24 protein-coding genes are annotated in these 24372 nt (G+C 71.1%); 11 read left to right on the top strand and 13 right to left on the bottom strand.

Going from position 1 to position 24372, the window contains the following annotated elements:
- Window positions 1-3 precede the first annotated feature (3 nt).
- From ACYVKZ_RS07290 to ACYVKZ_RS07275, 4 genes are read right to left on the bottom strand one after another with little or no spacing between them, the layout of a single operon-like run.
- Entirely contained in the window at window positions 4-1173 is a 1170-nt protein-coding gene (locus ACYVKZ_RS07290) for an NAD(P)/FAD-dependent oxidoreductase (RefSeq protein ID WP_460991427.1), read from the bottom strand.
- Complete coding sequence (locus ACYVKZ_RS07285; protein WP_460991425.1) at window positions 1170-1367, bottom strand: ferredoxin; 198 nt, start codon at window positions 1365-1367, stop codon at window positions 1170-1172. Before ACYVKZ_RS07285 ends, ACYVKZ_RS07290 begins: the two co-directional genes overlap by 4 nt.
- A gap of 50 nt (window positions 1368-1417) precedes the next feature.
- On the bottom strand, window positions 1418-2590 hold the full coding sequence (locus ACYVKZ_RS07280; protein ID WP_460991423.1) for a cytochrome P450: 1173 nt from the start codon (window positions 2588-2590) through the stop codon (window positions 1418-1420).
- A 37-nt stretch (window positions 2591-2627) separates the two neighbouring features.
- Window positions 2628-4361, bottom strand: a complete 1734-nt coding sequence (locus tag ACYVKZ_RS07275; protein ID WP_460991421.1) for an MFS transporter — start codon at window positions 4359-4361, stop codon at window positions 2628-2630.
- Window positions 4362-4536: 175 nt separating this feature from the next.
- Here ACYVKZ_RS07275 and ACYVKZ_RS07270 point away from each other — a divergent pair, with 175 nt between their 5' ends.
- The 9 genes from ACYVKZ_RS07270 to ACYVKZ_RS07230 all read left to right on the top strand — a co-directional run bounded on the left by ACYVKZ_RS07270 (window position 4537) and on the right by ACYVKZ_RS07230 (window position 14484).
- Complete coding sequence (locus ACYVKZ_RS07270) at window positions 4537-5571, top strand: phosphotriesterase family protein (RefSeq protein WP_460991419.1); 1035 nt, start codon at window positions 4537-4539, stop codon at window positions 5569-5571.
- Window position 5572: 1 nt separating this feature from the next.
- Window positions 5573-6526 (top strand): phosphotriesterase family protein, encoded by a 954-nt coding sequence (locus tag ACYVKZ_RS07265; protein WP_460991417.1) that lies wholly within the window; start codon window positions 5573-5575, stop codon window positions 6524-6526.
- A 23-nt stretch (window positions 6527-6549) separates the two neighbouring features.
- Entirely contained in the window at window positions 6550-7677 is a 1128-nt protein-coding gene (locus tag ACYVKZ_RS07260; protein ID WP_460991415.1) for an FAD-dependent monooxygenase, read from the top strand.
- A gap of 6 nt (window positions 7678-7683) precedes the next feature.
- The gene (locus ACYVKZ_RS07255) at window positions 7684-8628 is read left to right on the top strand and encodes an alpha/beta hydrolase (RefSeq protein ID WP_460991414.1); all 945 of its coding nucleotides are present in this window, start codon (window positions 7684-7686) and stop codon (window positions 8626-8628) included.
- The gene (locus ACYVKZ_RS07250; protein WP_460991413.1) at window positions 8625-9986 is read left to right on the top strand and encodes an MFS transporter; all 1362 of its coding nucleotides are present in this window, start codon (window positions 8625-8627) and stop codon (window positions 9984-9986) included. Before ACYVKZ_RS07255 ends, ACYVKZ_RS07250 begins: the two co-directional genes overlap by 4 nt.
- The gene (locus tag ACYVKZ_RS07245; protein WP_460991411.1) at window positions 9983-10930 is read left to right on the top strand and encodes an MBL fold metallo-hydrolase; all 948 of its coding nucleotides are present in this window, start codon (window positions 9983-9985) and stop codon (window positions 10928-10930) included. Before ACYVKZ_RS07250 ends, ACYVKZ_RS07245 begins: the two co-directional genes overlap by 4 nt.
- An 18-nt stretch (window positions 10931-10948) precedes the next feature.
- Window positions 10949-12667, top strand: a complete 1719-nt coding sequence (locus ACYVKZ_RS07240) for a CocE/NonD family hydrolase (protein WP_460991410.1) — start codon at window positions 10949-10951, stop codon at window positions 12665-12667.
- 115 nt (window positions 12668-12782) lie between these two features.
- Window positions 12783-13958, top strand: coding sequence for a M23 family metallopeptidase (locus ACYVKZ_RS07235; protein ID WP_460991409.1), 1176 nt, complete (start codon window positions 12783-12785; stop codon window positions 13956-13958).
- 22 nt (window positions 13959-13980) lie between these two features.
- A complete protein-coding gene (locus ACYVKZ_RS07230; RefSeq protein ID WP_460991408.1) occupies window positions 13981-14484 on the top strand; it encodes a glutathione peroxidase in 504 nt (167 codons plus the stop codon).
- A gap of 12 nt (window positions 14485-14496) precedes the next feature.
- On the opposite strand, the gene ACYVKZ_RS07225 is transcribed toward ACYVKZ_RS07230, so the two are convergent.
- Window positions 14497-15387, bottom strand: coding sequence for a Cof-type HAD-IIB family hydrolase (locus tag ACYVKZ_RS07225; protein WP_460991407.1), 891 nt, complete (start codon window positions 15385-15387; stop codon window positions 14497-14499).
- Between the two features lie 107 nt (window positions 15388-15494).
- Here ACYVKZ_RS07225 and ACYVKZ_RS07220 point away from each other — a divergent pair, with 107 nt between their 5' ends.
- Window positions 15495-15794, top strand: coding sequence for a type II toxin-antitoxin system VapB family antitoxin (locus ACYVKZ_RS07220; RefSeq protein WP_307008132.1), 300 nt, complete (start codon window positions 15495-15497; stop codon window positions 15792-15794).
- Window positions 15795-15801: 7 nt separating this feature from the next.
- Complete coding sequence (locus ACYVKZ_RS07215; RefSeq protein ID WP_460991406.1) at window positions 15802-16437, top strand: LytR C-terminal domain-containing protein; 636 nt, start codon at window positions 15802-15804, stop codon at window positions 16435-16437.
- Window positions 16438-16471: 34 nt separating this feature from the next.
- Here the strand turns inward: ACYVKZ_RS07215 and ACYVKZ_RS07210 are convergent, their stop codons facing one another.
- The 8 genes from ACYVKZ_RS07210 to ACYVKZ_RS07175 all read right to left on the bottom strand — a co-directional run.
- On the bottom strand, window positions 16472-17110 hold the full coding sequence (locus tag ACYVKZ_RS07210; RefSeq protein ID WP_460991405.1) for a TetR/AcrR family transcriptional regulator: 639 nt from the start codon (window positions 17108-17110) through the stop codon (window positions 16472-16474).
- Between the two features lie 79 nt (window positions 17111-17189).
- Window positions 17190-18194, bottom strand: a complete 1005-nt coding sequence (locus ACYVKZ_RS07205; RefSeq protein ID WP_460991404.1) for a sugar phosphate isomerase/epimerase family protein — start codon at window positions 18192-18194, stop codon at window positions 17190-17192.
- A 48-nt stretch (window positions 18195-18242) separates the two neighbouring features.
- Window positions 18243-19382 carry a Gfo/Idh/MocA family protein gene (locus ACYVKZ_RS07200; protein WP_460991403.1) on the bottom strand — a complete coding sequence of 380 codons (1140 nt, stop codon included), beginning with the start codon at window positions 19380-19382 and terminating at the stop codon, window positions 18243-18245.
- Window positions 19379-20497 carry a Gfo/Idh/MocA family protein gene (locus tag ACYVKZ_RS07195; RefSeq protein ID WP_460991401.1) on the bottom strand — a complete coding sequence of 373 codons (1119 nt, stop codon included), beginning with the start codon at window positions 20495-20497 and terminating at the stop codon, window positions 19379-19381. Before ACYVKZ_RS07195 ends, ACYVKZ_RS07200 begins: the two co-directional genes overlap by 4 nt.
- Entirely contained in the window at window positions 20494-21261 is a 768-nt protein-coding gene (locus ACYVKZ_RS07190; protein WP_460991400.1) for a sugar phosphate isomerase/epimerase family protein, read from the bottom strand. Before ACYVKZ_RS07190 ends, ACYVKZ_RS07195 begins: the two co-directional genes overlap by 4 nt.
- Before the next feature lie 57 nt (window positions 21262-21318).
- Window positions 21319-22227 carry a carbohydrate ABC transporter permease gene (locus ACYVKZ_RS07185; protein WP_460991398.1) on the bottom strand — a complete coding sequence of 303 codons (909 nt, stop codon included), beginning with the start codon at window positions 22225-22227 and terminating at the stop codon, window positions 21319-21321.
- Window positions 22224-23180, bottom strand: a complete 957-nt coding sequence (locus tag ACYVKZ_RS07180; RefSeq protein ID WP_460991396.1) for a carbohydrate ABC transporter permease — start codon at window positions 23178-23180, stop codon at window positions 22224-22226. Before ACYVKZ_RS07180 ends, ACYVKZ_RS07185 begins: the two co-directional genes overlap by 4 nt.
- 14 nt (window positions 23181-23194) lie before the next feature.
- Window positions 23195-24372 (bottom strand): extracellular solute-binding protein (locus tag ACYVKZ_RS07175; RefSeq protein WP_460991395.1); only part of this gene is annotated, 1178 nt, incomplete at its 5' end.

Here is a 24372-nt window from a genome sequence, read left to right as displayed (position 1 = left end):
GCGTCAGGCCGGGGCCTGGGCGGCGAGGCGGCGCAGCTTCGGGACGGGGATCCGGTAGTTGACCGCGGCGGCGGTGCCTGAAGCGCCGCCGGTGTCCCAGCGCAGCAGCATCGATTCCGGCGTGGCCCCCTGCTCGCGGTAGTCCGGGTCACCGGCCACCGGCGTGAACCCCACGGCCTTCAGCGCGAGGCCGAAGCCCTCCGTCCAGAAGTACGGCTGGATGTCCAGCTCGGGCGCCGCGTCTCCCTCGAGGAGGCCCCGCGCGGCCGCCTTCGCCTGGTCGATCGCGCTCGTCCACAGTGGGACCCGCCCCACCCCGCGGCGGGTGGGAAGGTGCGCCACGTCTCCGGCGGCAACGACGTCCGGGCGCACCCGGCCGCGCGCATCGACCCGCAGCGCTCCATCGACCAGGAGCCCTGACCCGGCGAGCCACCCCGTGTTCGGCTCGTCCCCGACCGCCGTGACGATGAGCTCCGCCTCGAGCTCGGTGCCGTCCGCGAGCACGACGCGCGGGGCCTCGCCGGAGCCGGCGAGCCGCGCCCTCCCGCTCTGGACGATCCGGAGTCCGCGCTGCCTCGCCGCGGAGATGAAGACCGCCGAGAGATAGCGGCCGAGCTGGCGCGAGAGCGGCGGCGCGTCGGCGATGAGGGTGACGTCGCAGCCGGCGTGCAGGCATCCGGAGGCGACCTCCATGCCGAGCGGGCCCCCTCCCACCACGACCACGGACGGGCGCGAGGCGACGCGTTCCTTCAGGGCGACCGCGTCCTCGATCGTGCGGAGCGTGATCTCGTGCGGCGCAGCGGCCGGGCTCCCGCCCGTGAGCCGCCGCGCGCGCGAGCCCGAGGCGATGACGAGGCCGTCGTACGGGAGCTCGCCGCCGTCGTCGAGCGCCACGGTGCGCGCCTGGACGTCCAGGCCCGTGGCGGCGACGCCGAGCAGCGCCGCCGCCTCGTGGGCGGGTTGGGGGAGCCGGTGGGCCGTGAGGGTGTCGTCGCCGTGCAGGAGCGCCTTGGAGAGGGCCGGGCGGCTGTAGGGGTGGTGCGGCTCCGCGCCGACCACCGTCAGCTCGCCGTCGAACCCCGCCGAGCGGAGGGAGTCGCAGGCGGTGAGCCCGGCGATCCCGTTGCCGACGACGACGATGCGGCGCAGGCGCGGCGCGGCCGGAACAGTCACGCGGCACCTGCCAGCCGCAGCGCGGCGACGGGGCAGACCCGGACCGCGGCCCGTGCGGCCTCGAGGTCGGCGCCGTCGACGTCGGGAACGTCGATCACGAGTTCGCCGTCGTCGTCGAGGTGCATGAGCTTCGGGGCGGCCTCCTCGCAGAGGCCGTGGCCCTCGCAGCGGGGGCGGTCGAGTTCGATCCTCATGCTGTTCACTCCTGCAGTGCTGTCCTGTCCCGTCTCGGTGCCGGCCTGTGTCACGCGGGCACCACCTTCACGACCGGGAGCTCCTCGATGGCGCGCGTGGTGTTGGTGGGCACGCGGACGGGCTCCGCGATCTCCATGGACTTGACGTGGCGGGCGAGGGCGGCAACGATCGCGTGGCCCTCGAGCCGTGCGAGGCCCTGGCCGGCGCAGCCGTGCGGGCCGTAGCCGAACGAGAGGTGGTCGGTCGGGTTGCGGGTGACGTCGAAGTCGTCCGGGTCCTCATAGTGGCGCGGGTCGTGGTTGCCGGCGCCGAAGAGGATGCCGATCTGGGCGCCCTTCGGGACGGTCACCTCGCCGATCTCGACCTCGCGGGTCGTGGTGCGGCCCCAGACATGCAGCGGCGGCCAGAAGCGCAGCACTTCCGCGAACGCGGACGGGACGAGGTCCGGGTTCGCCCGGACGAGCTCGAGCTGCTCGGGGTGACGGCCGAACAGGGCCACGATGTTGCCGATCGCCGCGATCGTGCTGTCGACGCCGGCGCCCAGATACTGGTGGATGATGTGCCCGGCCGAACCCTCGGGAATCGCACCGCGGGCTTCGGCGTCGAAGATGCCGCGCCCGATCGAACCGGGCGTGAGGTCCTCGGCCCTGACCGAAGCGCACCAGCCGTAGAGTTCGCCGGCGATCGGGAAGTTCTCCTGCGTGCGCAGGTTCAGCGGGCCGAGGACCTCCATGGCGGCCTGGCCCCAGCGGAGCATGTTGTCCTTCACGGGGCCGGTGAAGCCGATGAGGTCGGAGACGACCTCGAGGGGGAACTTCCGCGCGAGGGCGTCGATGGCCTCGAAGCTGCCGCTGTGGGCGAGCTCGGAGACGAGCTTCTCCGCCTTCTCGTCGATCGTGACCTTGAGCCCGCGCAGGGCGCGTGGCGTGAGGTTCTCGGAGAGGGTGGCGCGAAGCTGCGTGTGCACTGGCGGGTCCGAGGCGAGCGAGGTGCCCTGGAGTGCCTCGTTGACCATCGGGTTGAAGCCGAGCGAGGTCGACGAGTACGTCTCCGGGTCGGCGAGGGCGTCGCGGATCAGGTCGTAGCGCGTCAGGACGTAGATGCCGTTCTTGGGCAGGTACACGACGCCGGCGGTCTCGCGCAGCTCGGTGTAGGCCGGGAAGGGGTCGACGGTGACGGCGTCGTCCCAGATGTCGATGGGGGATTCGAGGGGAGTGGTCACAGTGGTCAGCTCTCTGGAGGGTGGGTGGCGGGAAGGGTCATTCGGCGGCGGTCTGGGCCGCCGCCTCGGCTGTCGCCTGAGTCGTCTCGGCGAGCTCGTCGGCCGACGGCGCGGTGCCGCGCCCGGAGATGAACAGGGTCAGGAGGGCGGAGGCCGTCGCGGCGACCGCGGCGACGAGGTAGACCAGCTGGAAGCCGTGGCCGAGGGAGACGCCGGCTGCGCCCTGGATCTGCTGCTGCGCAGTGCCGAGGGCGCTGACCATGCCCGTGACGGCCTGCTGGGGGGCGCCCCCGGCGAGCGCCTGGCCGGACAACTGGGCGACGACGCCGTCCCAGCCCGCGAGGAATCCGAGCGGCGGGACGTGGGAGAGCCCCGCGACGGCGTCCGCGGGCAGCCCGGCCCCCTTGAGGATCCCGGCGAGCGGGCCGGCGAAGGCCGAGGCGCCGGTGCTGAAGGCGATCGCCGAGCCGATCACAGGGCCGAGGGCGAAGCCCAGGTCGCGCAGGAGGTTGGTCGTGGCCGAGGCCATGCCGATGTCCTGGGGCTGGACGGTGTTGATCGCGACAGCGGTGATGGCGCCGACCGTGAGGGCGAAGCCGATGCCGAGGAACAGCAGCGGGAGGATGAAGGCGGTCCAGGGCGTGCCGCCGAAGCGCTCCGGGATGCCGAGCGAGAACGTGGAGAGCCAGTAGCCGGCGACCGCCATGAACGCGAAGCCCGCCGTGAGGGCCCCGCGCGGAGCGACGTGGTGGATGAGCCAGCCGACCACGGGGATCAGGAGGAAGGCCGGGCCCTGGATGAAGACGAACAGCACGCCGACCTTCCACGTCTCGGCCAGGGCGAGGCCGCCGACCGCCACGCTCGTGCTGAAGGCGATCGCGAGGAACGCGAACATGCCGGTGACCGCGACGACCCCGGTGATCGAGTAGGCGCTGTTCCTGAACAGTGAAAGGTGGATGAGCGGCTGGCGGCTGCGCGCTTCGATGGCCACGAACAGGACCAGGAGGACTGCCCCCGCAACGTAGCTCGCGATGACCTCGGGCGAGCCGAAGCCCGCGTCGACGGCCTGGACCGTCGCGAAGAGGACGGCGATGAGGCCCAGCGCGAGGGTGGCCTGCCCGGGCAGGTCAAGCCTGCGCCCCGCGGGGGCGGCCGAGTCGGCGGCACGGACTGCCACGAGGAGGACGACGAGGGCCAGCGCCGCCGCGACGCAGTACGCCACGCGCCACCCGCTGAACGCCGGGGCTGCGCCGGCCGCGCCCGGGACCGTGAAGAGCTGCGCCGTCAGCCCTGCCAGGACGGGGGAGATCACCGCGCCGAGAGAGAGGAAGCCTGCCCAGGTGGCGATGGCGCGGGCGCGGGCGCGGTGGTCCGGGGTGATCGCGGCGATCATCGACAGCGAGATGGGGAAGAGGATGCCGGCGCCGACGCCGCCGACTGCCTGGGCGAAGATCATCATTCCGGTGGTCGGCGCGAGCGCGGCGAGGACGGAGCCTGCAGCTGTGGCTGCGGCGCCCGCGTAGAGGAGCCTCTTGCGGCCGAACAGGTCCCCCAGGAGGCCCCAGCTCAGCTCGAAGACGACGATTCCCATCATGAACATGCCCGCGATCCAGGTCAGGCCGGCCCCCGAGGTGTGGAAGTCGTTCGCGAACGTGCCGTTGAGGGCGCCGGGCAGCGCGTTGGTGATCTGGGCGAGGGTGACTGCGCTGTAGGCGGCCACGAACGTGGCGCGCGCCGAGCCTCCATTCGGCAAGGGGCGGATCTGACTCATCGTGGGAACTCCTTTGTTTCCAGACCGGGGCGAGAGGGGTGCGCTGCATCACAGTCTGCGGATATCTTTACATAGTGTCAAGACTCACAACGTGCTGCCTGTGCCATGGAGGATGTGTTGGCTACGTAGAGACAATTTTCTTGACACGATGTAAAGAAACCGCGATGCTGGGCCTATGACTCAGCCCACATCCCTCGCTCACCCGAGAGCTGCCACGCGCCCGGTCCCCTCCGGGTCCGTCAACACCGTCCTCGGCCCGGTCCCGGCCGGCCGGCTCGGCGTCGCCGCCGTCCACGAGGCCCTGCTGTCCGTGGTTCCCGGGGCCGAGCACGCCTTCGACATCACCATGGACCGTGCCGAGATCTTCGAGGTCCTCGCGGCCAAGCTCGCCGCCTTCCGCGAGGCCGGCGGCGGCACCATCGTGGACAGCACGGGCATGTTCCACGGTCGGGACGTGCGCCTTCTCGAGGCGCTCTCGCGCAGCACGGGGGTGCACATCGTGGCGTCGACGGGCATGGGCCCCGAGGAGATGCTCGGCGGCTACTTCCTCACCCCGCAGACGAGCCCGCCCACGCCCTGGCCTGCCGAGAAGTTCGAGGCACTGTTCACCCGGGAGGTCACCGAGGGCATGGCTGTGCCCCGGATCGAGCGCCGCGGGCCGGCCGGCCTCGTCGCGACCGCCGCCACCCGCGCCGGGATGACGGCCACGGACGAGAGCCTCGTCCGCGGGGCAGCCCGCACGGCCCACGCCACGGGCGTCCCGCTCTCCCTCCGTTTCGGCCAGGACCCGCTGCATGATCTGGGCGTCGCACTGGACGAGGGCCTGGCCGCCGGACGGGCCGTCGTCGGCGGTCTCGACCGCAGGGACGCGGCCGACGCCGGCGCGCCGCTCGCGGTAGCCCGCAGGGGCGCCTTCGTCGGCCTCGACCGGGTGGGCCTGAACCACGACGGCGACAGCCTCACCGACGACGAGCGCGCCTCGCTCGTGCTCGACCTCGTGGCGGAGGGCCACGCGGACCGGATCCTGCTCTCCTCCGCCGCGGTCGGCGTCGCGAAGGGCCACCCCGGCTCCGACGTGCCGTTCAGCCACGTCCTCACGGCATTCGTACCACTCCTGAAGGGCCGCGGCCTGGGAGACGAGGACGCCCAGCGCATCCTCGTCGACAACCCCCGCGAGCTCCTGGCCCTCCCGATCCCCAAGGCAGCGTGACATGTCCAAGGTCAACACGGTTCTGGGGACGGTCCCCACGGAAGAGCTCGGCCTCGTGGCGGTCCACGAGCACATCGGGTACGGCATGCCCGGGTCCGAGCTGGACACCACCTGGTGGAAGACGCCCGAGCAGAGGTACGAGGAGACCGTACCGAAGCTGCGCGCGTTCCACGAGAACGGCGGCGGCACCTTCGTGGACGCCACGGGCATCTGCAACGGCCGCGATGTGGACTACTACAGGTCCCTCTCCGCCAAGACGGGGGTCAACATCGTGGCGTGCACGGGCTTCGTGGGAGGGGACACCGCGCTGCCCCACTTCGCGAACGCGTCGGTGGACTACCTCATGCGCCAGTTCGTCCACGAGATCACCGTGGGCATCGGCAGCACCGGCGCCAAGGCGGGCGTCATCAAGGTCGGGGTGAGCCGCGGCGGCCGCATGACAGACCTGGACAAGAAGATCTACCGGGCCGCTGCGCGGGCCGCTGTGCAGACCGGGGTGCCGATCCTCACGCACCTCGCCATCGACGCCGAGCCCGCCGTCGCGATCTTCCGCGAGGAGGGCCTGCCGCTGGACCGCGTGCTGTTCGGCCACGTCGACGACGGCGTCAACGCGGAGAAGACCCAGGACGCGTGGATCGTCGAGCAGGGCGGCCGCCTCGGCTTCGACACGTTCGGCTACGAGACCGAACTGCCGGATCCGCCGTTCTGGGCCCGGCCGCGGAACCAGCGGCTCGACCATTTCCTGCGCTTCGTCCAGGGCGGCCACGCCGGCCAGGTCCTCGCCTCGGCGGACGCCAACTGCAGCCCGCTGGGCTGGCCGGGCGTGAAGGGCCACACCGTGAACTACATCTTCGAGCAGCTCATCCCGGACCTGCGCACGGCCGGCGTCGACGAGGCCACGATCACCCAGATCTTCGTCGAGAACCCCGCCGACTTCCTCACCATCAAGAACTGACGCTCCCGAAAGCGGTTACGACCATGAAGACCACTGACCTGAAGAACCTGAACATCGCCATCGTCGGGGCCGGCTATGCCGGGGCCGCCGCCGCCAAGGCCCTGAGCCTGCTCGGCGCCACGGTCAACGTCTACGAGCAGGCCGGCCAGACCCGCGAGGTCGGCGCCGGGATCGGGCTCCGGCCCAACACCATGGACCGCTTCCGCCAGTGGGGCATCCGGGACGCGATCACCGCCGTGAGCTCCCCGAGCGACTACTTCGAGATCCTCTCTGCCACCGGGGACCCGATCGTGAAGGACTCGTGGCCCGAGATCGAGGTCTACGGCCCCACCCACCTCATCCACCGCGGCGACTTCATCGAGGCGCTCCTGGGCGTCCTGCCCGAGGGCATGGTCCACCTCGGCCACAAGCTCGAGTCGATCGAGGACCGCGGCGCCACCTCCACGCTCACCTTCGCGAACGGCGCAGTCGTCGAGGCGGACCTCGTCATCGGCGCCGACGGCATCCGGTCGGTCGTGCGCCAGCAGCTCTTCAGCGACGCCCCGCCCGTCTTCTCGGGCGAGCACGCCTACCGCGCCGTCATCTCCGCCGACGCCGCCCAGGGGCTCGCGGTCGACGACAACCTGCGGATGTACATCGGCCACGGCACCAAGGTCTACTTCCTGCCGCTGCGCCACCGAGGCCAGGTCTCGTTCGACATCACGGTCCTCAACCCGGACGGCACGTGGGCGCCGAAGGTCACGAAGGAGGACCTGCTGGCGACCGTGGAGGGCTTCGATCCGCGCATCGTGCAGATCACCCGGGACCTGGACCTGGACGCCGTGAACATCCGCGCCGTCTACGACATCGATCCCGTCGACGTCTGGCACTCGGACTCGGTGGTCCTCATCGGGGACGCTGCCCACTCGATGCTGCACCACCAGGGGCAGGGCGCGAACTCGGCCATCCTGGACGCCGGAGCGCTCGCCGACGCCCTCGAGCAGGCCGCCACGGTCAAGGAGGCCCTGGCCCAGTACCAGTCCGTCCGAAAGCCGGTCACGGACGAGCTGCAGCGCATCTCCCGGCAGGGCTGGTCCGAGGGCGAGGTCAACGACGTGTTCCCCGGCCAGAAGCCCGCCTCGCGGCAGCCGGCCCAGCGCGCGGAGGCCTGAGCCTCCATGCCCCTGCATCCCGAGATAGCCCGGATCGTCGCGTCCCTCCCGGCCCCGCCGCCGGGTCCGATCGACCCTGCCGCTTTCCGCGCCGACGAGGAGTCGCGCGTCCCGGCCCTCGCCGACCGCCTGCCGCTCTTGACGGTCGAGGACGCCGTGGCCGCCACGCCGTCCGGAGACGTTCCGATCCGCATCTACACCCCGGCCGAGGCAGGCTCCTATGGGCTGCTCGTCTACTTCCACGGCGGCGCATTCTTCCTCGGCAGCCTCGAGACCCACGACCACGTGGCCCGCACCCTGGCCAAGGAGACCGGCCTCAAGGTCGTCTCCGTCGGGTACCGCCGGGCACCCGAGGCGCCATTCCCCGCGGGCCTGACCGACTGCTACGCCGTGGTCCGCTGGACCGCCGAGCACGGTGCGGCCCTGAAGTGGGACGGGCGGACCCTGGCCGTGGCCGGCGACAGCTCCGGCGGCACCTTCGCCGCCGCCGTCGCCTCCATGGCGCACGACGACGGGTTCGAGAAGATCACCCACCAGGTCCTCTACTACCCGTCCCTGGACCTCGACTTCGACGAGGACCGCTACCCGTCACTCCGCGAGAATGCAACCGGGTACGGCCTCGAGACCGCCGGCCTCAGGCCCTTCAACGCCTTCTACCTCGACAGCGGTGCGGACCCCGCGGATCCGCTGGTCTCCCCGATCCGGCGGGAGGACCTCACAGGACTCCCGCCCGCACTCATCCTCACCGCGGAGTTCGACCCTCTGCGCGACGAGGGCGAACTGTACGGCCGGCGGCTGGCGGACGCGGGCGTGGACACGACAGTCACCCGGTACGCGGGCGCCAACCACGGCTTCGTCGCGAACTTCGGCTGGATCCCCGAGTACGCGGCCGCCTTCGCGCAGACCCGGGACTTCCTGGCCTCGGCCACCGCGGGTGTGAGGCAGCCATGACGACCGCGATCGACTTCAGGCGCGTCATCGGCGAAGCCGGCTTGAGCCGCTTCCACGTGGGCATGCTCTTCTGGGCCTGCGTCATCATCACCTTCGACATGTACGACCTCGTGATGTACGGCTCGGTACTGCCGGTGCTCATCAAGCAGTGGCACATGACTCCGGTCGAGGCCGGTGCGATCGGCAGCTACGGGTTCTTCGGCATGATGGTCGGAGCTGTGCTGTTCGGCATCCTGGCCGACCGGTTCGGGCGCACGAAGATCCTCGTCGCGAGCGTGGTGCTCTTCAGCGTGGCGACGGCGCTGTGCGGCTTCGCCGCGGACCCGGCCACCTTCTCGGTCTTCCGCATCCTCGCTGGCCTCGGTATCGGAGGCATCCTGCCGACCGTGATTGCGATGCTCTCCGACTACGCCCCAAAGGGCCGGGGCACTACGTTCGTCGCGATCGTCATGTGCTTCTTCCATGTGGGCGGCATCCTCGCCGCGTTCGTCGCCATGAACTTCATCCCCGCGTTCGGCTGGCAGAGCGTGTACTGGGTCGCAATCCTGCCGCTCTTCTTCCTGCCGTTCATGGTGAAGTACTTCGTCGACTCGCCCGCGATGCTCCTGCGCAGGGGCCGGGCGGACCACCTCCGCACGGTGCTCGCCAGGGTCAACCCCTCCGTGTCCGTCGCGTCGGAGGCCGGATTCGAGGGCCTGGCGGTCGCGACACCCGGCAGCCCCGTGCGCGCGCTGTTCGCCAGGGGACGCGCCCTGGGCACGGTGATGATCTGGATCGCCTTCTTCATGTGCCTGCTCATGATCAACGGCCTCACGGTCTGGCTGCCGAACCTCATGGTCCAGGCAGGCTTTCCGCTCGGCTCGAGCCTGAACTTCGTGATCGTGCAGAACGTCGGCGCCATCGTCGGAACGCTCGTCCTCGGCCGGCTCGCCGACTCGTGGGGTGTGAAGAAGGTGCTCGTGCCGATGTATGTCATCGCGGCCGTGGCACTGAGCCTGCTCGGTATGGGCGGGAACATGGCGGTCCTCCTCGTGCTCGTGGGTATCACCGGCGCCTGCACGATGGGCGCCCAGAACATCTCCTACGCCTTCGTCGCGGAGCACTACCCCTCGGCCATGCGTTCCACGGCGATCGGCCTGGCCTCGGCAGTCGGACGCCTGGGCGCGATCGTCGGCCCGACCTTCGGCGGCGTCCTCGTGATGCTCAACCTCGGGCTCGAGATGAACTTCCTGTTCTTCGCGGTACCCGGCGTGATCGCCGCGGTCGCCTTCCTGTTCGTGCCGCTCGCACGCAAGGCACCGGGCCCGGCGGCCCCAGAACGGGCCGCACCCGACGTCCCCCTCGAGAGGCAGCCATGAGCACCGCCACCGTCCATCCGCTCGTCTCCCCGTGGGGCCGGTTCGGCCTCTACAGCTACTTCATCGACGCGCCCGAGCCAGCGATCGTGGACACCGGCATCGCGTCCTCCCCCGAGGAGGGCATGGTCCCGGCCCTCGCGAAGCTGGGCCGGAGCATCGACGAGGTCCGCTGGGTCTTCCTCACCCACGGGCACATCGACCACCTCGGGGGCGCCAAAGCGCTCTTCGACCTCACGGGCGGCCGGGCGAAGGTCGTGATCCACGAGGCGGACGCCCACATGCTGCGCTCCCGCGGCGGGCACGTCGAGGAGTACGCGAACGGGCGGCAGCGGTACCTGAACAACCCCGAGGGCCTCGCGCACCAGACCCGTGCCGCGGCCGCCGCGATCTCCGGCGAGATGGAGCCCGCGGTGCTCGTGCGGGGCGGGGAGGCCTTCTCCCTCGGGGGCGGTGTGACCCTCTCCGTCCACCCCGTGCCCGGCCACACGGCCGGCTCGGTCGCCTACCGCCTCGACGGCCAGAACGCCGTCTTCGTGGGCGACGCCGTCCAGATCCACGGTGCGGCCAACCACTTCCCCGGCTACACCGATCCGGACGCCTACCGGGCGAGCCTGACCTACCTGCGGGACACCGTGCGGCCCGAGCGGCTGTACCTCGGGCACCCGTACCGGGGAGCGGACGGCGAGGCGTACGGCGTCGAGCTCGACGCCGTCCAGGCCCGCCGCGCGCTCGAGGAGAGCCTCGCGCTCGAGGCGCGCATCCGCGCCGCCGTCGGCCGCCACCCGCACGACGGCGCGGTGGAGACTGAGTCCGTCTACTCGCCGTTCGAGCGGATCGCCGCCGAGCTGGGCTACGACGGCGACCCGACGCTCGAGCCGTCCCCGTTCTTCACGACCCTCGACGGCTACGCACGCGCCGGCCGCCACACCACCCCGACGTCCTGAACAGGAGCATTCACCGCCATGGCCGAGTACCAGACCATCGACGCGGGCGGCCAGAGCATCGCCGTCCGCAAGCACCTCCGCGCCCCGATGCGGGACGGCGTCGAGCTCGCACTCGACGTCTACCACGGCACCGAGGAGACGCCCCGCCCCGCGCTCGTGGCGCTGAGCCCGTACGGCAAGGAGCTGCAGGCCCTCGCGCTGACCATGCCGCCGCAGCGGCGTCCCAGCCCGATGTGGGACGGCTGCATCGAGGCGGGGGACATCGCCCGCGTGGTCGGTGAGGGCTACGCCCACGTCATCGGGGACCTGCGCGGCTCCGGCGACTCGGGCGGGGAGCACATCGGCAACTACAACGCCGGCGGCGTCTCCCTGGGCCAGGACGCGTACGACGTCATCGAGTGGGTCGCGGCGCAGCCGTGGTGCGACGGCAACGTGGGCATGATCGGCATCTCCTACTTCGGCTCGATGCAGATCCTCGCGGCGGCCGAGCGGCCCCCGCACCTCAAGGCGATCTTCGTCTCCGGCGGCCACTACGACTTCTACGAGACCACCTACCACGGCGGCATCATGTGGTTCATGCCGCGCGCCGCCCGCGAGGGCCGCGGCGGCGACTCGGGCTGGGCCTTCACCGACCGGGTCAAGTCCCGGATGCTCGAGACGCACACCCCGGAGGAGATCGAGAAGCTCGTCGCTGAGCGCCTCGCCGACCCGGACGTGGCCGCGTGGCCCAACCTGGTGCACACGCTGAACTACCCGACGAACCACGAGGCCTGGTTCGACATCGTCATGAACGAGCTCGACGGCGAGTGGTACGAGGAGCGCAACCCGGTCAACCTCGCGAAGGACATCGACATCCCGGTCTACCTGCAGCTCGACCAGGGCCGCGGCTGGACGCTCGACGGCACGATCGAGCTGTTCAACACCCTCAGGGGCCCCAAGAAGCTGGACATCGGCCCGTACCCGCCCATGCAGTCGCGCCCCTTCATCGAGGAGCACGAGAAGATGTTCCGCTGGTACGACTACTGGATCAAGGGCATCGACAACGGCATCATGGACGAGCCCGCGGTCTCGGTGTTCGTGGAGGGCTCGCGCGAGCAGGTCACCGGCACCGCCTTCCCGCCCAGGGAGGTCGAGTACCGGCCGCTGTACCTGCGCCCGCGCCGCAGGCTCTCGGCCGAGCCAGAGCGCATGGGTCCCGCCCAGGCCGCCCCGGACGGGTTCTACCAGGCCCCGCTCACCGTCACGGACAAGGTCGAGATCCTCGACTGGACCACGGAGCCGTTCGAGGAGCCCACCGAGATGATGGGCACGGGCGCAGCCCACCTGTTCGCGGAGATCGACCAGGACGACACCAACTTCATCCTGCGGCTCTGGGACAGCGCGCCGAACGGCAGGCGCCAGCTCATCACCACCGGCTACCTCAAGGCATCGCACCGTGAGCTGGATGAGCGCACCGCCGAGGGCAGCCCGTACCACCCGCACACCCGCGCCGTCCCGGTCGAGCCGGGGGCGATCGAGGAGTACGTGGTGCGGCTGTACCCGTTCGCGACCACGTTCCTGCCCGGCCACCGGCTCACCGTGGAGCTCTCCAACGACGAGCCGCTCGTGGACGAGCACAACTCGCTCCTCCCACCGGACGCGTTCCACCTCCCCGTGGGCCGGCCGGTGACCCACAAGGTCTACCGCGACGCCCTGCACCCCTCTCGGCTGGTACTTCCGTACACGACACGCCCATAGCGTGCAACTCCCAGCCGATCCACAGGCCACCGGCCCTAGCCACGCGGGGGCGGCCGTGCTGAGAATGTGAGGGTGCGCCGGGCTGCGGCGGCGCCACGACTGATTGGGGAGTCTGATGGCCCGTGGCCTCTTTGCGTCGTTGTCCCGTCTGCGCGCCCGGACCGGCGCCGGCATCGCGGCGGCGGCAGCCGTCCTCGTCTTCAGCGCCGCTCCGGCGCTCGCGGACGATGTCTTCCCGGGTCCGATCACCGCCGACCCCGGCGCCGTCGTTCCGTTCTACAGGACGGCGGTCGGCTCGCTCGCGGCGGGCCACGTCTCGCCGGTGTTCGTCGCCCAGGCGGACATGCACCGGCCAGGGGAGGGGAAGCTCTACGCGCCGCTGGCCACGCTCACCCCCACGTCCGGGTTCGGGTACCGGGTCAGCCCCCTGAACGGGCAGCCGGGGGAGTTCCACTGGGGCCAGGACTTCGCCGCGCCGTGCGGCACCCCCGTCTACGCGGCCGATGCGGGCGTGGTCCGGGCCGCGGGCTGGCACCCCTGGGGCGGTGGGAACCGGGTCGAGATCGACCACGGCGACGGGCTGGTCACCACCTACAACCACATGCTCGGCGCCGCCGTGAAGACCGGCGAGTCGGTGGAGGTGGGCCAGGTCATCGGGCTGGTCGGCGAGACCGGGTCCGCGATCGGGTGCCACCTGCACTTCGAGACCATCAAGGACGGCAAGTACGTCGACCCGATGAGCTTCACGCTGATCCCCATCGCGCAGCAGGGCCCGCTCGGCCCCGTCCAGGTCACCGACTACACGCCGAAGGACGGCAAGTCGACCAACGAGCGGCAGAACTGGGCCATCCCCGTCCTCACCGCCGAGCCCGCACCGGGCGAGAGCATCGCCCCGGCCCCGACGGCGCCGACCCCGCCGCCGCTCAAGGACCCGACGCCGGCCGGCCCGCCCGCCGCCCCGCCGAGCACCGTCGCGGTGCCGCCGCCTGCAGCCGGTTCCGCGCCCAGCACCGCCAGCCCCACGCCGTCGCCCGCCCCGAGCAAGGCCCCCGTGCCGACCCCGGCCCCGACGCCGACGCCGACGGTGGGGTCCACCCCGCAGCCGACGCCGACCCCCACCCCGAGCGCGACGCCCACCCCGACGCCCTCCGCCGGGACCACGGCCTCCGCCCCGGCGATGACCACGACGGCGCTCCCCACCTGCGCCCCGACGGCGGTCCCGACTGCGACCCCCACGCCGTCGCCGACCCCCAGCCCGACGCCCACCGCGACCGCACCGCCGCCCTGCTGATCCGGGGGCCTAGACTGGGCCGGTGAGCCTGCACGAGATTGCCCTGACCCTCAACGACGGCACCGAGACGACGTTCGGCGCGTTCGCGCACCACGCCGTGCTCGTGGTGAACGTCGCCTCGAAGTGCGGGTACACCCGCCAGTACGACGGCCTCGAGGCCCTCCACCGCGCATTCAGGGACCGCGGGCTCGTGGTCTTGGGCGTCCCCTGCAACCAGTTCGCGGGGCAGGAGCCTGGAACGGCCGAGGAGATCGAGGAGTTCTGCCGGGTCAACTTCGGCGTCACCTTCCCGCTCGCCGCCAAGTCCGACGTCCTGGGCAAGAACCAGCATCCGCTCTACGCCGCGCTCACCCAGTACCCGGCCGGGGACGACCTCGGGGAGAAGGTCAAGTGGAACTTCGAGAAGTTCCTCGTGGACCCCGAGGGCCAGGTGGTGGGGCGGTTCCGCTCCTCGGTGGAGCCGGACTCCGCCGAGCTCCGCGCAGCGATCGCGGCGGTCCTCCCCGCCGAGGTCCCGGCCGCCTGATAGCGCGGCGGGTCAGTCGGCGAGGGCCAGCGCGTCCCGCCACCGCATCAGGAAGGCGAGGCCGGCGTCGTCGTGGATCACCTCCGGGCCCAGGCCCAGGTAGGCGGAGGTGAGGATCTGGTACGGCTTCTCCGGCACGCCGTCCGCGGGGCGGACGTCGACGTGGGCGACGGTGTGGTCGTTGTGGTGCAACCAGTCCGCCATCGCGTAGTCGGTGCGCGAATCGCCCATCGTGTACCAGGCCTCGGGCACGATCCCGTCCCGGCGCAGGCGCTCGCAGGCGCGGGCGGCGCCGAGGTCCTTGCCCAGGCGCACGGACTCGATGTCGGTCGAGATGATCGTGGGGTCCACCCGGTAGTCCACCGAGTCGTCGCTGCCGGGCACGTGGTGGTCCAGTCGCGTGGCGCCGAGGCCGTGGCGCGCCATGAGGCCCATCGCGTCGGCGTCGAAGCGCTCCTGCTCGGCCCGGTAGTCGGCGTTGGAGACGTCCACGCGCTGCTCCACCGAGACCATGGCGCGCTTCGTCTCATCGAAGAACATGTGGCCGCTGTAGCTCGCAGCGACCAGCCCCCGGATGTCGTCGGCGAACGCGGACGGCACCGCCAGACCGTGGTCCACGTGCACCGTGCCCGCGCCGCGGGCGGTGAAGGAGAACCAGGTGGCGCCCTTCTCGCACACGGCGTGCACCATGAGGTCCTCCGGCATGCCCCCGGCGACCATGGGGTCCATCACCTGCTCCCGGATGAACGCGTCCGAGCGGCCCGTGTTGAAGACGATCGGGATCCCGGCCGCGCCGAGCTCGTTCAGGAGGGCGATGATCTCGGGCTTCACGGTGCGCGTCACGGGGCTCGCGATCGGGCCGTCCACGTCGAGCAGCAGGGCAAAGGGCGGTGCGGTCTCCATGGCCCCATTCTCCCATCGGGACGGCCGCCGGGAACGCGAGTAACCGTTTGGCCACAATGCCCCCCGCCGCGCTGCGGCCCCGATCCCCGCGCGCCTAGGCTGGAGCCGTGATTTTCAAAGCGGTGGGCGAGGGGCGCCCCTACCCGGACCATGGCTACAACACGCCGAAGGACTGGGCCGCCCTCCCGCCGCGCCCGGTGCGGCTGGACGAGCTCGTGACCACCAAGCGCACGCTCGACCTCGAGGCGCTGCTCGCCGAGGATTCGACGTTCTTCGGGGACCTGTTCCCGCACGTGGTCCAGTACAAGGGCGTGCTGTACCTCGAGGACGGCCTCCACCGGGCGGTCCGCACCGCGCTGCACCAGCGCACCGCCATCCACGCCCGCATCCTGGACCTCGACGCGTGAGCCCCCCGTGTCCCGCCGCCCCCAGGACCTGAGCCAGTACCACGGACACCACGTGGTGAGCGGCACCGAGCTGCGCACCCAGTTCGAGGAGGAGCCCGACCCGAGCGAGCGGGCGAGCCGCACATGGCGCAGGATCCGCCACGGCATCGCGATCACCCTCCTCGTGGGCCTCGTGGTCGCCGGGGCGGCCACCGCCTGGGCCGTCATCTCCGGGCGCCTGACCCTCCCGCAGCCGGCCTCCCAGCCCACCGTGGCCACCTGCCCCGCCGGCAACTACGACTACCTGCCGCCCGCCAAGGTCACGGTCAACGTGCTCAACGCGACCGGCAGGGACGGCCTCGCCAACCAGATCGGCGGCGAGCTCAAGAAGCGCGCTTTCGCCGTGAAGAACGTCGGCAACGAGCGCCTCGCCGTGGGCGCCACCGCGGTGGTGCGCGGCGGCTTCGCAGGGGAGGCCGCCGCGTTCACGCTCCAGCGCAACGTCCCGGGCAGCATCTACGTGCGCGACGGGAGGGCGGACGCGAGTGTGGACCTCATCCTCGGTCCGGCCTTCAAGGCCCTGGCGGACCCGAAGCTCGTCGACCAGACGCCCGGGCCCATCCTGTGCACCGTGCCGACCGCGACTCCGGGCGCCGGCGGCTGAGCGCTGCCGGGTCGCTGGGTGCCGGGGCCGCGGTTCAGCGGCGCACGGGCCTGCCCTGGGGGTCGAACCGGGCGCCCACGCCGAGCTGGATGAAGCGGACGGTGGCCTCCGTGCGGCGGTCCGCGTCGTCGTCGGGCGCCTCGTCCTCGCCGCGGCCGCGGTCGGCGCTCGCCGTCAGCGAGCCGTGGACGAGCCCCACGAGCTCGTCGACGTCCGCCTCGGGGAGGTAGCCCTGCGCCATCGCGTCGCGGAGGATCTGGGTCAGGAGCGCGTTGAGCTCGCCGACGTGGTCGCCCAGCTTGGCGAAGGACGACGGCGAGAGCACCGCCCGCATGGCCGGTCCGGGAGGCAGGTGGCGGCGGGAGAGGTCCTCGACCTGCGCGCGGATGTACACGGCCAGGCGGTCGATGGGATTCTCGAGCCCCGACAGCTTGGCCTTGAGGTCGCCGAGGAACCGGCCGGTCTCGTCGAGGGCGTAGCCGATCAGCAGCTCCTCCATGTCCGCGTAGTAGTTGTACACGGCAGTCCGGCCGACGCCGGCCTGGCGCGCGACATCCGTCATCGTCAGCCCGGGCAGCCCGCGGGTGAACAGGAGCTGGCCGAACGCGTCGAGGATCCGGCGCTGCGTGAGCGCTCGCTGGGCTGCGTTCGACTCGGCCTGGATGCGGGGCATACCTTCATTTTACGGCGATGTGTCACCAAAAATGTCAGAGGCTTAGGGCCCGCTGCTCCACGGCGCGTCGGGGGCGAGGTCAGGCCTGGTTGCTGAAGGCGGCGTCGAAGGAGGCTGTGGCGGGGGCGAAGTCGAACTTCTTCAGCGCGGCGAGGGCCTCGGGGGCCCCGACGAGGCGGTCCATGCCGGCGTCCTCCCACTCGACCGAGATGGGCCCGTCGTAGCCGATCGCGGTCAGGGCGCGGAAGCAGTCCTCCCAGGGGACGTCGCCGCGGCCGGCGGAGACGAAGTCCCAGCCGCGGCGGGGGTCGCCCCAGGGCAGGTGGGAGGAGAGGATCCCGGCCCGGCCGTTGCCCATGCGCATCCGGGTGTCCTTGCAGTCCACGTGGTAGATGCGGTCGGCGAAGTCGGTGATGAACGCGACCGGGTCCAGGCCCTGCCACATCATGTGGGACGGGTCCCAGTTCAGTCCGAAGGCCGGCCGGTGGCCGATGGCCTCGAGGGCGCGCTGGGTGGAGACGTAGTCGTAGGCGATCTCGGAGGGGTGGACCTCGTGGGCGAACCGGACCCCGCACTCGTCGAAGACGTCCAGGATGGGGTTCCACCGGGCGGCGAAGTCCTGATAGCCGGCGTCGATCACGGAGGCGGCCACGGGCGGGAACATGGCCACGTACTGCCAGATCGAGGACCCGGTGAACCCGACCACGGTCTTGACCCCGAGGGCGCGGGCGAGGCGGGCGGTGTCCTTGAGGTCCTCGGCGGCGCGGGTGCGCACGCCTTCGGGGTCGCCGTCGCCCCAGACGGCGGAGCCGACGATTCCCTGGTGGCGGAAGTCGATAGGGTCGTCGCACACGGCCTGGCCCTTGAGGTGGTTGGAGATCGCGTAGAGCTGCAGGCCGTGGCGTTCGAGGATGCCCAGGCGTTCGTCGAGGTAGGCCTGATCGTCCCAGCGGGAGGCGTCGAGGTGCTCGCCGGAGACGGCGATCTCGAGGCCGTCGTAGCCCCAGCCCGCGGCGAGCCCGGCGACCTCCTCGAGCGTGAGGTCGGCCCACTGGCCGGTGAACAGGGTGAACGGGCGGGGCATGGGATCTCCTAGGGTTTCGACGTCGCTCAACCAGCGTGGGGGCTTCGCTCAGCCGACGTGGACGGTGGCGGACTTGTCTGCTGCGGACTCCTCGACGGCGGCGAGGACCCGCTGGACCTGCAGGCCGTCCTCGAACGAGGGCGACGGGGCGTCCCCGTCCCGGATCGCCAGCAGGAAGTCGCGCGCCTGGTGGGTGAAGGCGTGCTCCCAGCCGATCATGTGGCCCTGCGGCCACCAGGCGCCCATGTACGGGTGGCCGGGCTCGGTCACCACGATCCGGCGGAAGCCGGCCTCCTCCGCCGGCGCCGTCGCGTCGAGGAACTCGAGCTCGCCGGGCCGCTCGAGGTCGAACGCGAGGGCGCCGTCGGAGCCGTACACCTCGATCCGCAGGGAGTTCTTCCTACCCGTCGCCACGCGGGAGACCTCGACCGAGGCGACCGCCCCGGAGGCGAGGGACAGCGTGGCCCAGGCGGCGTCGTCGACCGTCACGTCCTCGATCCCCGCCGGACCGGGCCGGCGGCGCACGAACGTCTGCAGCCGGCCCGAGGCCTCCGTGACGGTGTCGCCGAGCAGGTACTGGACCTGGTCGACCGCATGGGAGGCGATGTCCCCGAGCGCCCCGGAGCCGGCCGTCTCCTTCCGCAGCCGCCACGTCATGGGCGCCTCCTCGTCGGCGAGCCAGTCCTGCAGGTACGACGCGCGGACCTGCCGGACGGCGCCGAGCCGCCCGGCCGCGATGAGCTGCTTCGCATAGGCCAGGGCGGGGACGCGCCGGTACGTGAAGCCGACCATCGAGGCGACGCCGCGCTCCCGCGCCGAGCGGGCGGCCTCGGCCATCCGCTCCGCCTCGGCCAGCGTGTTGGCGAGCGGCTTCTCCACGAGCACGTGCTTGCCCGCCTCGAGGGCCGCGACGGCGATCTCGGCGTGCATCCACCCGGGGGCGCAGATGTCCACGATGTGCACGTCGTCGCGGGCGACCACCTCGCGCCAGTCCGTCGCGGACTCCGCCCAGCCGTGCTTCGCGGCGGCCTCGGCCACGGCCTCGGCGTCCCGGCCCACGAGGACCCTCTGCTCGACCGCCGGGACGTCGAAGAACGCCCCGACGTTGCGCCACGCGTGCGAGTGCGCGCGGCCCATGAACGCATATCCGATCACCGCGACCCCGAGGGGCCCGGTCCCGGGGCTCATGCCCGGACCCCGTCCAGGGTCGCCTCGGTGGGCGCCCAGTCCTCGGGCAGGGGAGCGGACGACGGCGCGCTGCTCGCCACCGGGACGAACTCGCCGGAGTCGACCGACTCCGCGATCGAGACCATGGTGTCGAGCACGTGGTAGGCCAGCTGCCCGGTGGCGCGGTGGGGCTGGCCGGCCCGGATCGAGCGGGCCATGTCCAGCACGCCCATGCCGCGCCCGTTGGCGGGGCCGGCCGTGGGGACGGCGGTCCACTCCTTCTCGCCGGCCCTGCAGATCTGCAGCTCGCCGTCGAAGTAGTTCGGGTCCGGCAGCGACAGGGTCGCCTCGGTCCCGGTGATCTCCAGGAAGCCCATCCGGGTCCGGGGGGACTCGAAGCTGAAGATGCTGTGGGAGGACGCGCCCGATTCGAACTGGGCCAGGGCGCTCACGTGCGTGGGGACCTCCACGGTGAACTCCTCGCCCGCCTTCGGGCCCGAGCCGATCACGCGGGTGGCGCGCGACGTCGAGCCCACGGCGGCGACCCGGCGCACGCTGCCGAACGTCTGGACGAGGGCGGTGAGGTAGTACGGCCCCATGTCGAACAGCGGGCCGGCGCCCGGCTGGAACAGGAACGCGGGGTTCGGGTGCCAGGACTCCGGTCCCGGGGTCTGGAAGACCGTCTGCGCCGTGAGCGGGACCCCGATGTCGCCCCGCTCGATCACGCGCCGGGCGGTCTGGAGGCCCGCGCCGAGGAAGGTGTCCGGCGCGCACCCGAGCCGCAGGCCGGCGTCGTCCGCCTCCTTCAGGAGTGCGAGGCCGCTGGCGCGGTCGAGGGAGAACGGCTTCTCCGTCCACACGTGCTTGCCCGCCCGGACGGCGGCGGTGGCGACCTCGACGTGCGCGGCCGGGATCGTGAGGTTGACGATGATCTCCACGTCGGGGTGGTTCAGCGCGAGCTCCGGGGCGCCGTGCTCGGCGATCCCGTACTCCTCGGCGCGGGCCTTGGCGGCCTCGGGGAAGAGGTCGGCGATGACGTGGACCTTCACGTCGGGGAACGCGGTGAGGTTGTCGAGGTACTGCTTGGAGATGACGCCCGCGCCGATGACGGCGACGCAGACCGGCCCGCGGCTCACTTCGCGGCCCCCGAGGTCGCCTCGGCCGACGACGGCGCGCCGGCCTCGAGGTAGCGCAGGGACTCCGCGACGCCCTCGAAGATGTCCCCGGCGTAGTCGTCGAACTCCACGACGCCGACCTCGAGGTTCTTCGCGGCGGCGATGACGCCCCAGATGTCGAGCCTGCCCTGGCCCGCGGGGAGCTGGGCCTTCTTGTCGTGGTCGACCGGCCCGTCCTTGAGGTGGAGCGCGACGACGCGGTCGCCGAGGCGGCTCAGGAGCGCGGCGGGGTCCTCCCCGCCCACGGCGGCCCAGTAGGTGTCGACCTCGAGGACGAGCTCGGAGTCGAGCAGGCCCGCGAAGAACTCGAGCGCCGTGGTGCCCCCGATTCTTGAAGAGATCTCCCAGTCGTGGTTGTGGTAGCCCACGCGGATGCCGTGCTCGGCGCCCTTCTTGGCGGCGGCGTTGAGCCGGGCCGCCGTGTCGCGGATGGTCGCCTCGTCCTGCCAGTGCTCGGCGGGGAGGTACGGGTCGATCACGGTGCCGATGCCGAGCCGCGTCGCCGCGGCGAAGATCTCGTCCTGGTCTGCGGACAGCAGCGGCGCGTGCGCCGTGGGGGCCGTGATGCCGTGCTCGGCGAAGGCCGCGGCGAGCTCGTCGGCGCGGGCGGCGAAGTTGTAGGGCTCCACCTGTGTGTAGCCGATCTGGGCCAGCCGGGCGACCGTGCCCGGGAGGTCCGCCTCGATCGCGTCGCGGACGGAGTAGAGCTGCACGGAGTACGTCATGGGGACAGTGTCCTCTCAGAGGTCGTGGGCGGGGGAGTGCTGGGGGAGGAGGGCGTGTCAGCGGCCGGCGAGCGAGCCGCCGATGCCGCCCACGCTGAAGTACTTGTTCAGCGCGGCGAAGACGACGATCGGCGGGAGCATCATGACCACGGCGAGTGCCATGACGCCGCCCCAGTCGGTCTGGTTCTGCTGGAAGAACGACTGCACGCCCATGGGGAGGGTGAAGATCTCGTTCGAGCGCAGGAACACGATGGCCACGAGGTAGTCGTTCCAGGCCAGGAGGAAGGCGAAGATCGCGGTCGAGAGAACGCCGGGGAGGCTGTTGCGCAGCACGATCTTCCGGAACGAGCCGAAGACCGAGCACCCGTCGATCCAGGAGGCCTCCTCGAGGCTGCCCGGGATCGAGTCGAAGTAGGCGGCCATCATCCAGGTCGCCACGGTCATCGTGGAGGCCACGTAGACGATCGTCAGGCCCAGGAGGTTGTCCACGAGGCCCATCGTCGCGAAGAGGATGAACAGCGGGACCACCGAGGTGATGATCGGCAGCGACTGCATGACGAACAGCAGCAGCGAATACCCTGCCACGGCGCGGCTGCGCCCCCTGGAGAGCACGTAGCCGGCCGGCGCGGCGACCGCCACGGAGACGAGGACGGTCGCGAGGGTCACGACGAGGCTGTTCTTGAGCCAGGTCGAGGCCAGGGTCTCCTCGAACACGTTCGTGAAGTTCTCGAACGTGGGCCCCGTGGAGCTGCTCGTCGACGACGGGCTGAAGGCGAGGACCACGACGACGAGGATCGGGATGAGGACCACGGCGGTGATCGCGAGGATGAGCGCGAAGCGCCACCAGCGCCCGCGCAGGTCGGCCTCGGAAACGGTGCGGCGCTTCCGGGAGGGCCGCGCGCCCGTTCCGTCGGCGTTCGCCCCGCCTGCGGCGGGGGCCGTGTGCGTGTGCAGGACGGTGCTCATTCGACGCTCGACTTTCGGATCTGGCGGTAGAGGAGGGCTGAGACCACCACGAGGGTCATGGTCATGAGGAAGGCGATCGCCACGCCGGTGCCGGTCTGGAAGTCCTGGAACACGGTGCGGTAGGCCAGCACCACGAGCGAGGTGGTCGCGTCGACCGGTCCGCCGCCCGTGAGGAGGTAGATCGTGGGGAAGTCGTTGACGCAGAAGATCGTCATGAGGATCCACGAGATGTAGGTGGAGCGGGCGATCAGCGGCAGCGTGATGCCGGTGAACTGCTGCCAGCGGGTGGCCCCGTCCATGCTCGCCGCCTCGTAGACGGTGCCGTCCACGGAGGCCAGCGCGGAGCTCGTCATCATCATCATGAAGGGGAAGCTGACCCACACCTTGAACAGGCACACCATGATGGCGGCGAGCGTCGGGTCGGCGAGGAAGTAGGGCGCGCCGAGCCCGAGCGCCCGGAAGATCGTGGGGATCGGGCTCGTGGGCGTGGCCACGAGCCAGTTCCACGCCGTCGAGGAGACCACGATGGGCACGACCCAGGGCAGCAGGAGGAGCACCTTGAACGTCCCGCCGGCGGGGATGCGGGTGCGCAGCAGCAGGGCCAGGCCCATGCCCACGAGCCACGAGCCGAACACGCCCACGATGGTGAAGACGAGCGTGAACTCGGCGGCCTTCCAGAACTTGGGCGAGTTCAGCACGGCGGCGAAGTTCTCGAGCCCCACGAACTGGCCGGTCTCGATGAGGGACCCGTTGTGCGTGGCCTGGACCGCGGCGTACACGAGCGGGTAGCCGTGGATGAGGACGAGCAGGATGACCGAGGGCAGGAGGAGCCAGAAGAAGGTCCGCTTCGCCTGGGTGCTGAGCCTGCTCCTGCGGTTGGATTCTGCGGCGCGGCCGGGGCCGCCCGGGCCCAGGCCCTTGCGGGCCCGGGCGATGCCGGCTGTTGATGTCATGGTGGGCACCCCGGTCAGGACTTGATGACCGACTGGAGGCTGGTCTGGAACGTCTGCAGCGCGCTCTTGGCGTCCGTCTGGCCGGTGAGGACCGTCTGCGTGAACTGGTTCAGGGCCTGGCCGCCGTCCAGCGCGGCGAGGTTGGCATTGAGGGCGGAGCCCTGGGCGGCGAAGGTCTTGGCGATGGGCTGCCAGTCCTTGACGATCTTGACGTTGTTCGGATCGTTGGCGAACTCCGGGATCTCGGTGATCGACTTGAAGACCGGCAGCGAGTTCATGAGCTTCTGCTTCCAGAGCTCCTTGAGCTGGCCGAGGTAGTTGACCAGGAAGGCCTCCGAGGACGCCTGCGAGGGGGTGTTCTTGTACATCATGATGTTGTTCGGGAAGACGATCGTGGCTTTGTCCCCGTGCGGCCCGGCGATCGGGTCGGCGACCATGATGTCGCCGGAGGTGTCGCCCACGCGCTGGGGTACCCCGACTTGGAAGAGCCCGAACCCGGCCTTCTTGTCCTTCCACTGCGCCGACATGTTGTCCGTCGTGTAGCCAAGGCACGCGGGGTCGATGATGCCGTTGGAGCGCAGCTCGAGCAGGAACTCGATGGCCTCGACGTTGCGGTCGTTCATGAGGTCGAGCTGGCCGTCCTTGGACCAGACGCCGCCGCCGTTGTTGACCATCATCATGATCATCGAGTGGTTGCCGTAGTTGTTGCCGGCTCCGGCACCGGTCATGAAGCCGAACGCCCCGATCTTCTTGAGCGCCTTGCCCGCCTCGAGCAGCGTGGCCCAGTCCTTCGGCAGGGCCACGCCGGCCTGGTCGAAGAGCGACTTGCGGTACCAGAAGACGCGCATGTCCAGCTGCCACGGGACCGCGACGTACCCGTTGGCGGACTTGAACGGATCGAGGACGCCGGGCAGGAGGTCGTCGTACATCCCGTTCTTCTTCATCGCGTCGATCACGCCGTCGGCGTGGGCGATCTGCCCCTGCTGGTCGAACTGGAAGGCCTGGAAGCCGCCGCCGGTCGAGACGGCCGGGCCGGTCTTGGACGCGATGGCCGAGGAGAACGTCTGGTAGAAGTTGTTCCACTGGATGATCTGGTAGTTCGCCTTGAGGTTGCCCGAGGCCGGCTGGTAGCCCTCGACGAGCTTCTTCGCCGCGTCGTTGTAGGCCGGGGTGCCCCACGGCATGTCCCAGA

This window comes from Sinomonas soli, from assembly GCF_054782415.1.
Note: the sequence above shows the minus strand (reverse complement) of the source record. Positions and strands in the feature narration are given on the sequence as shown.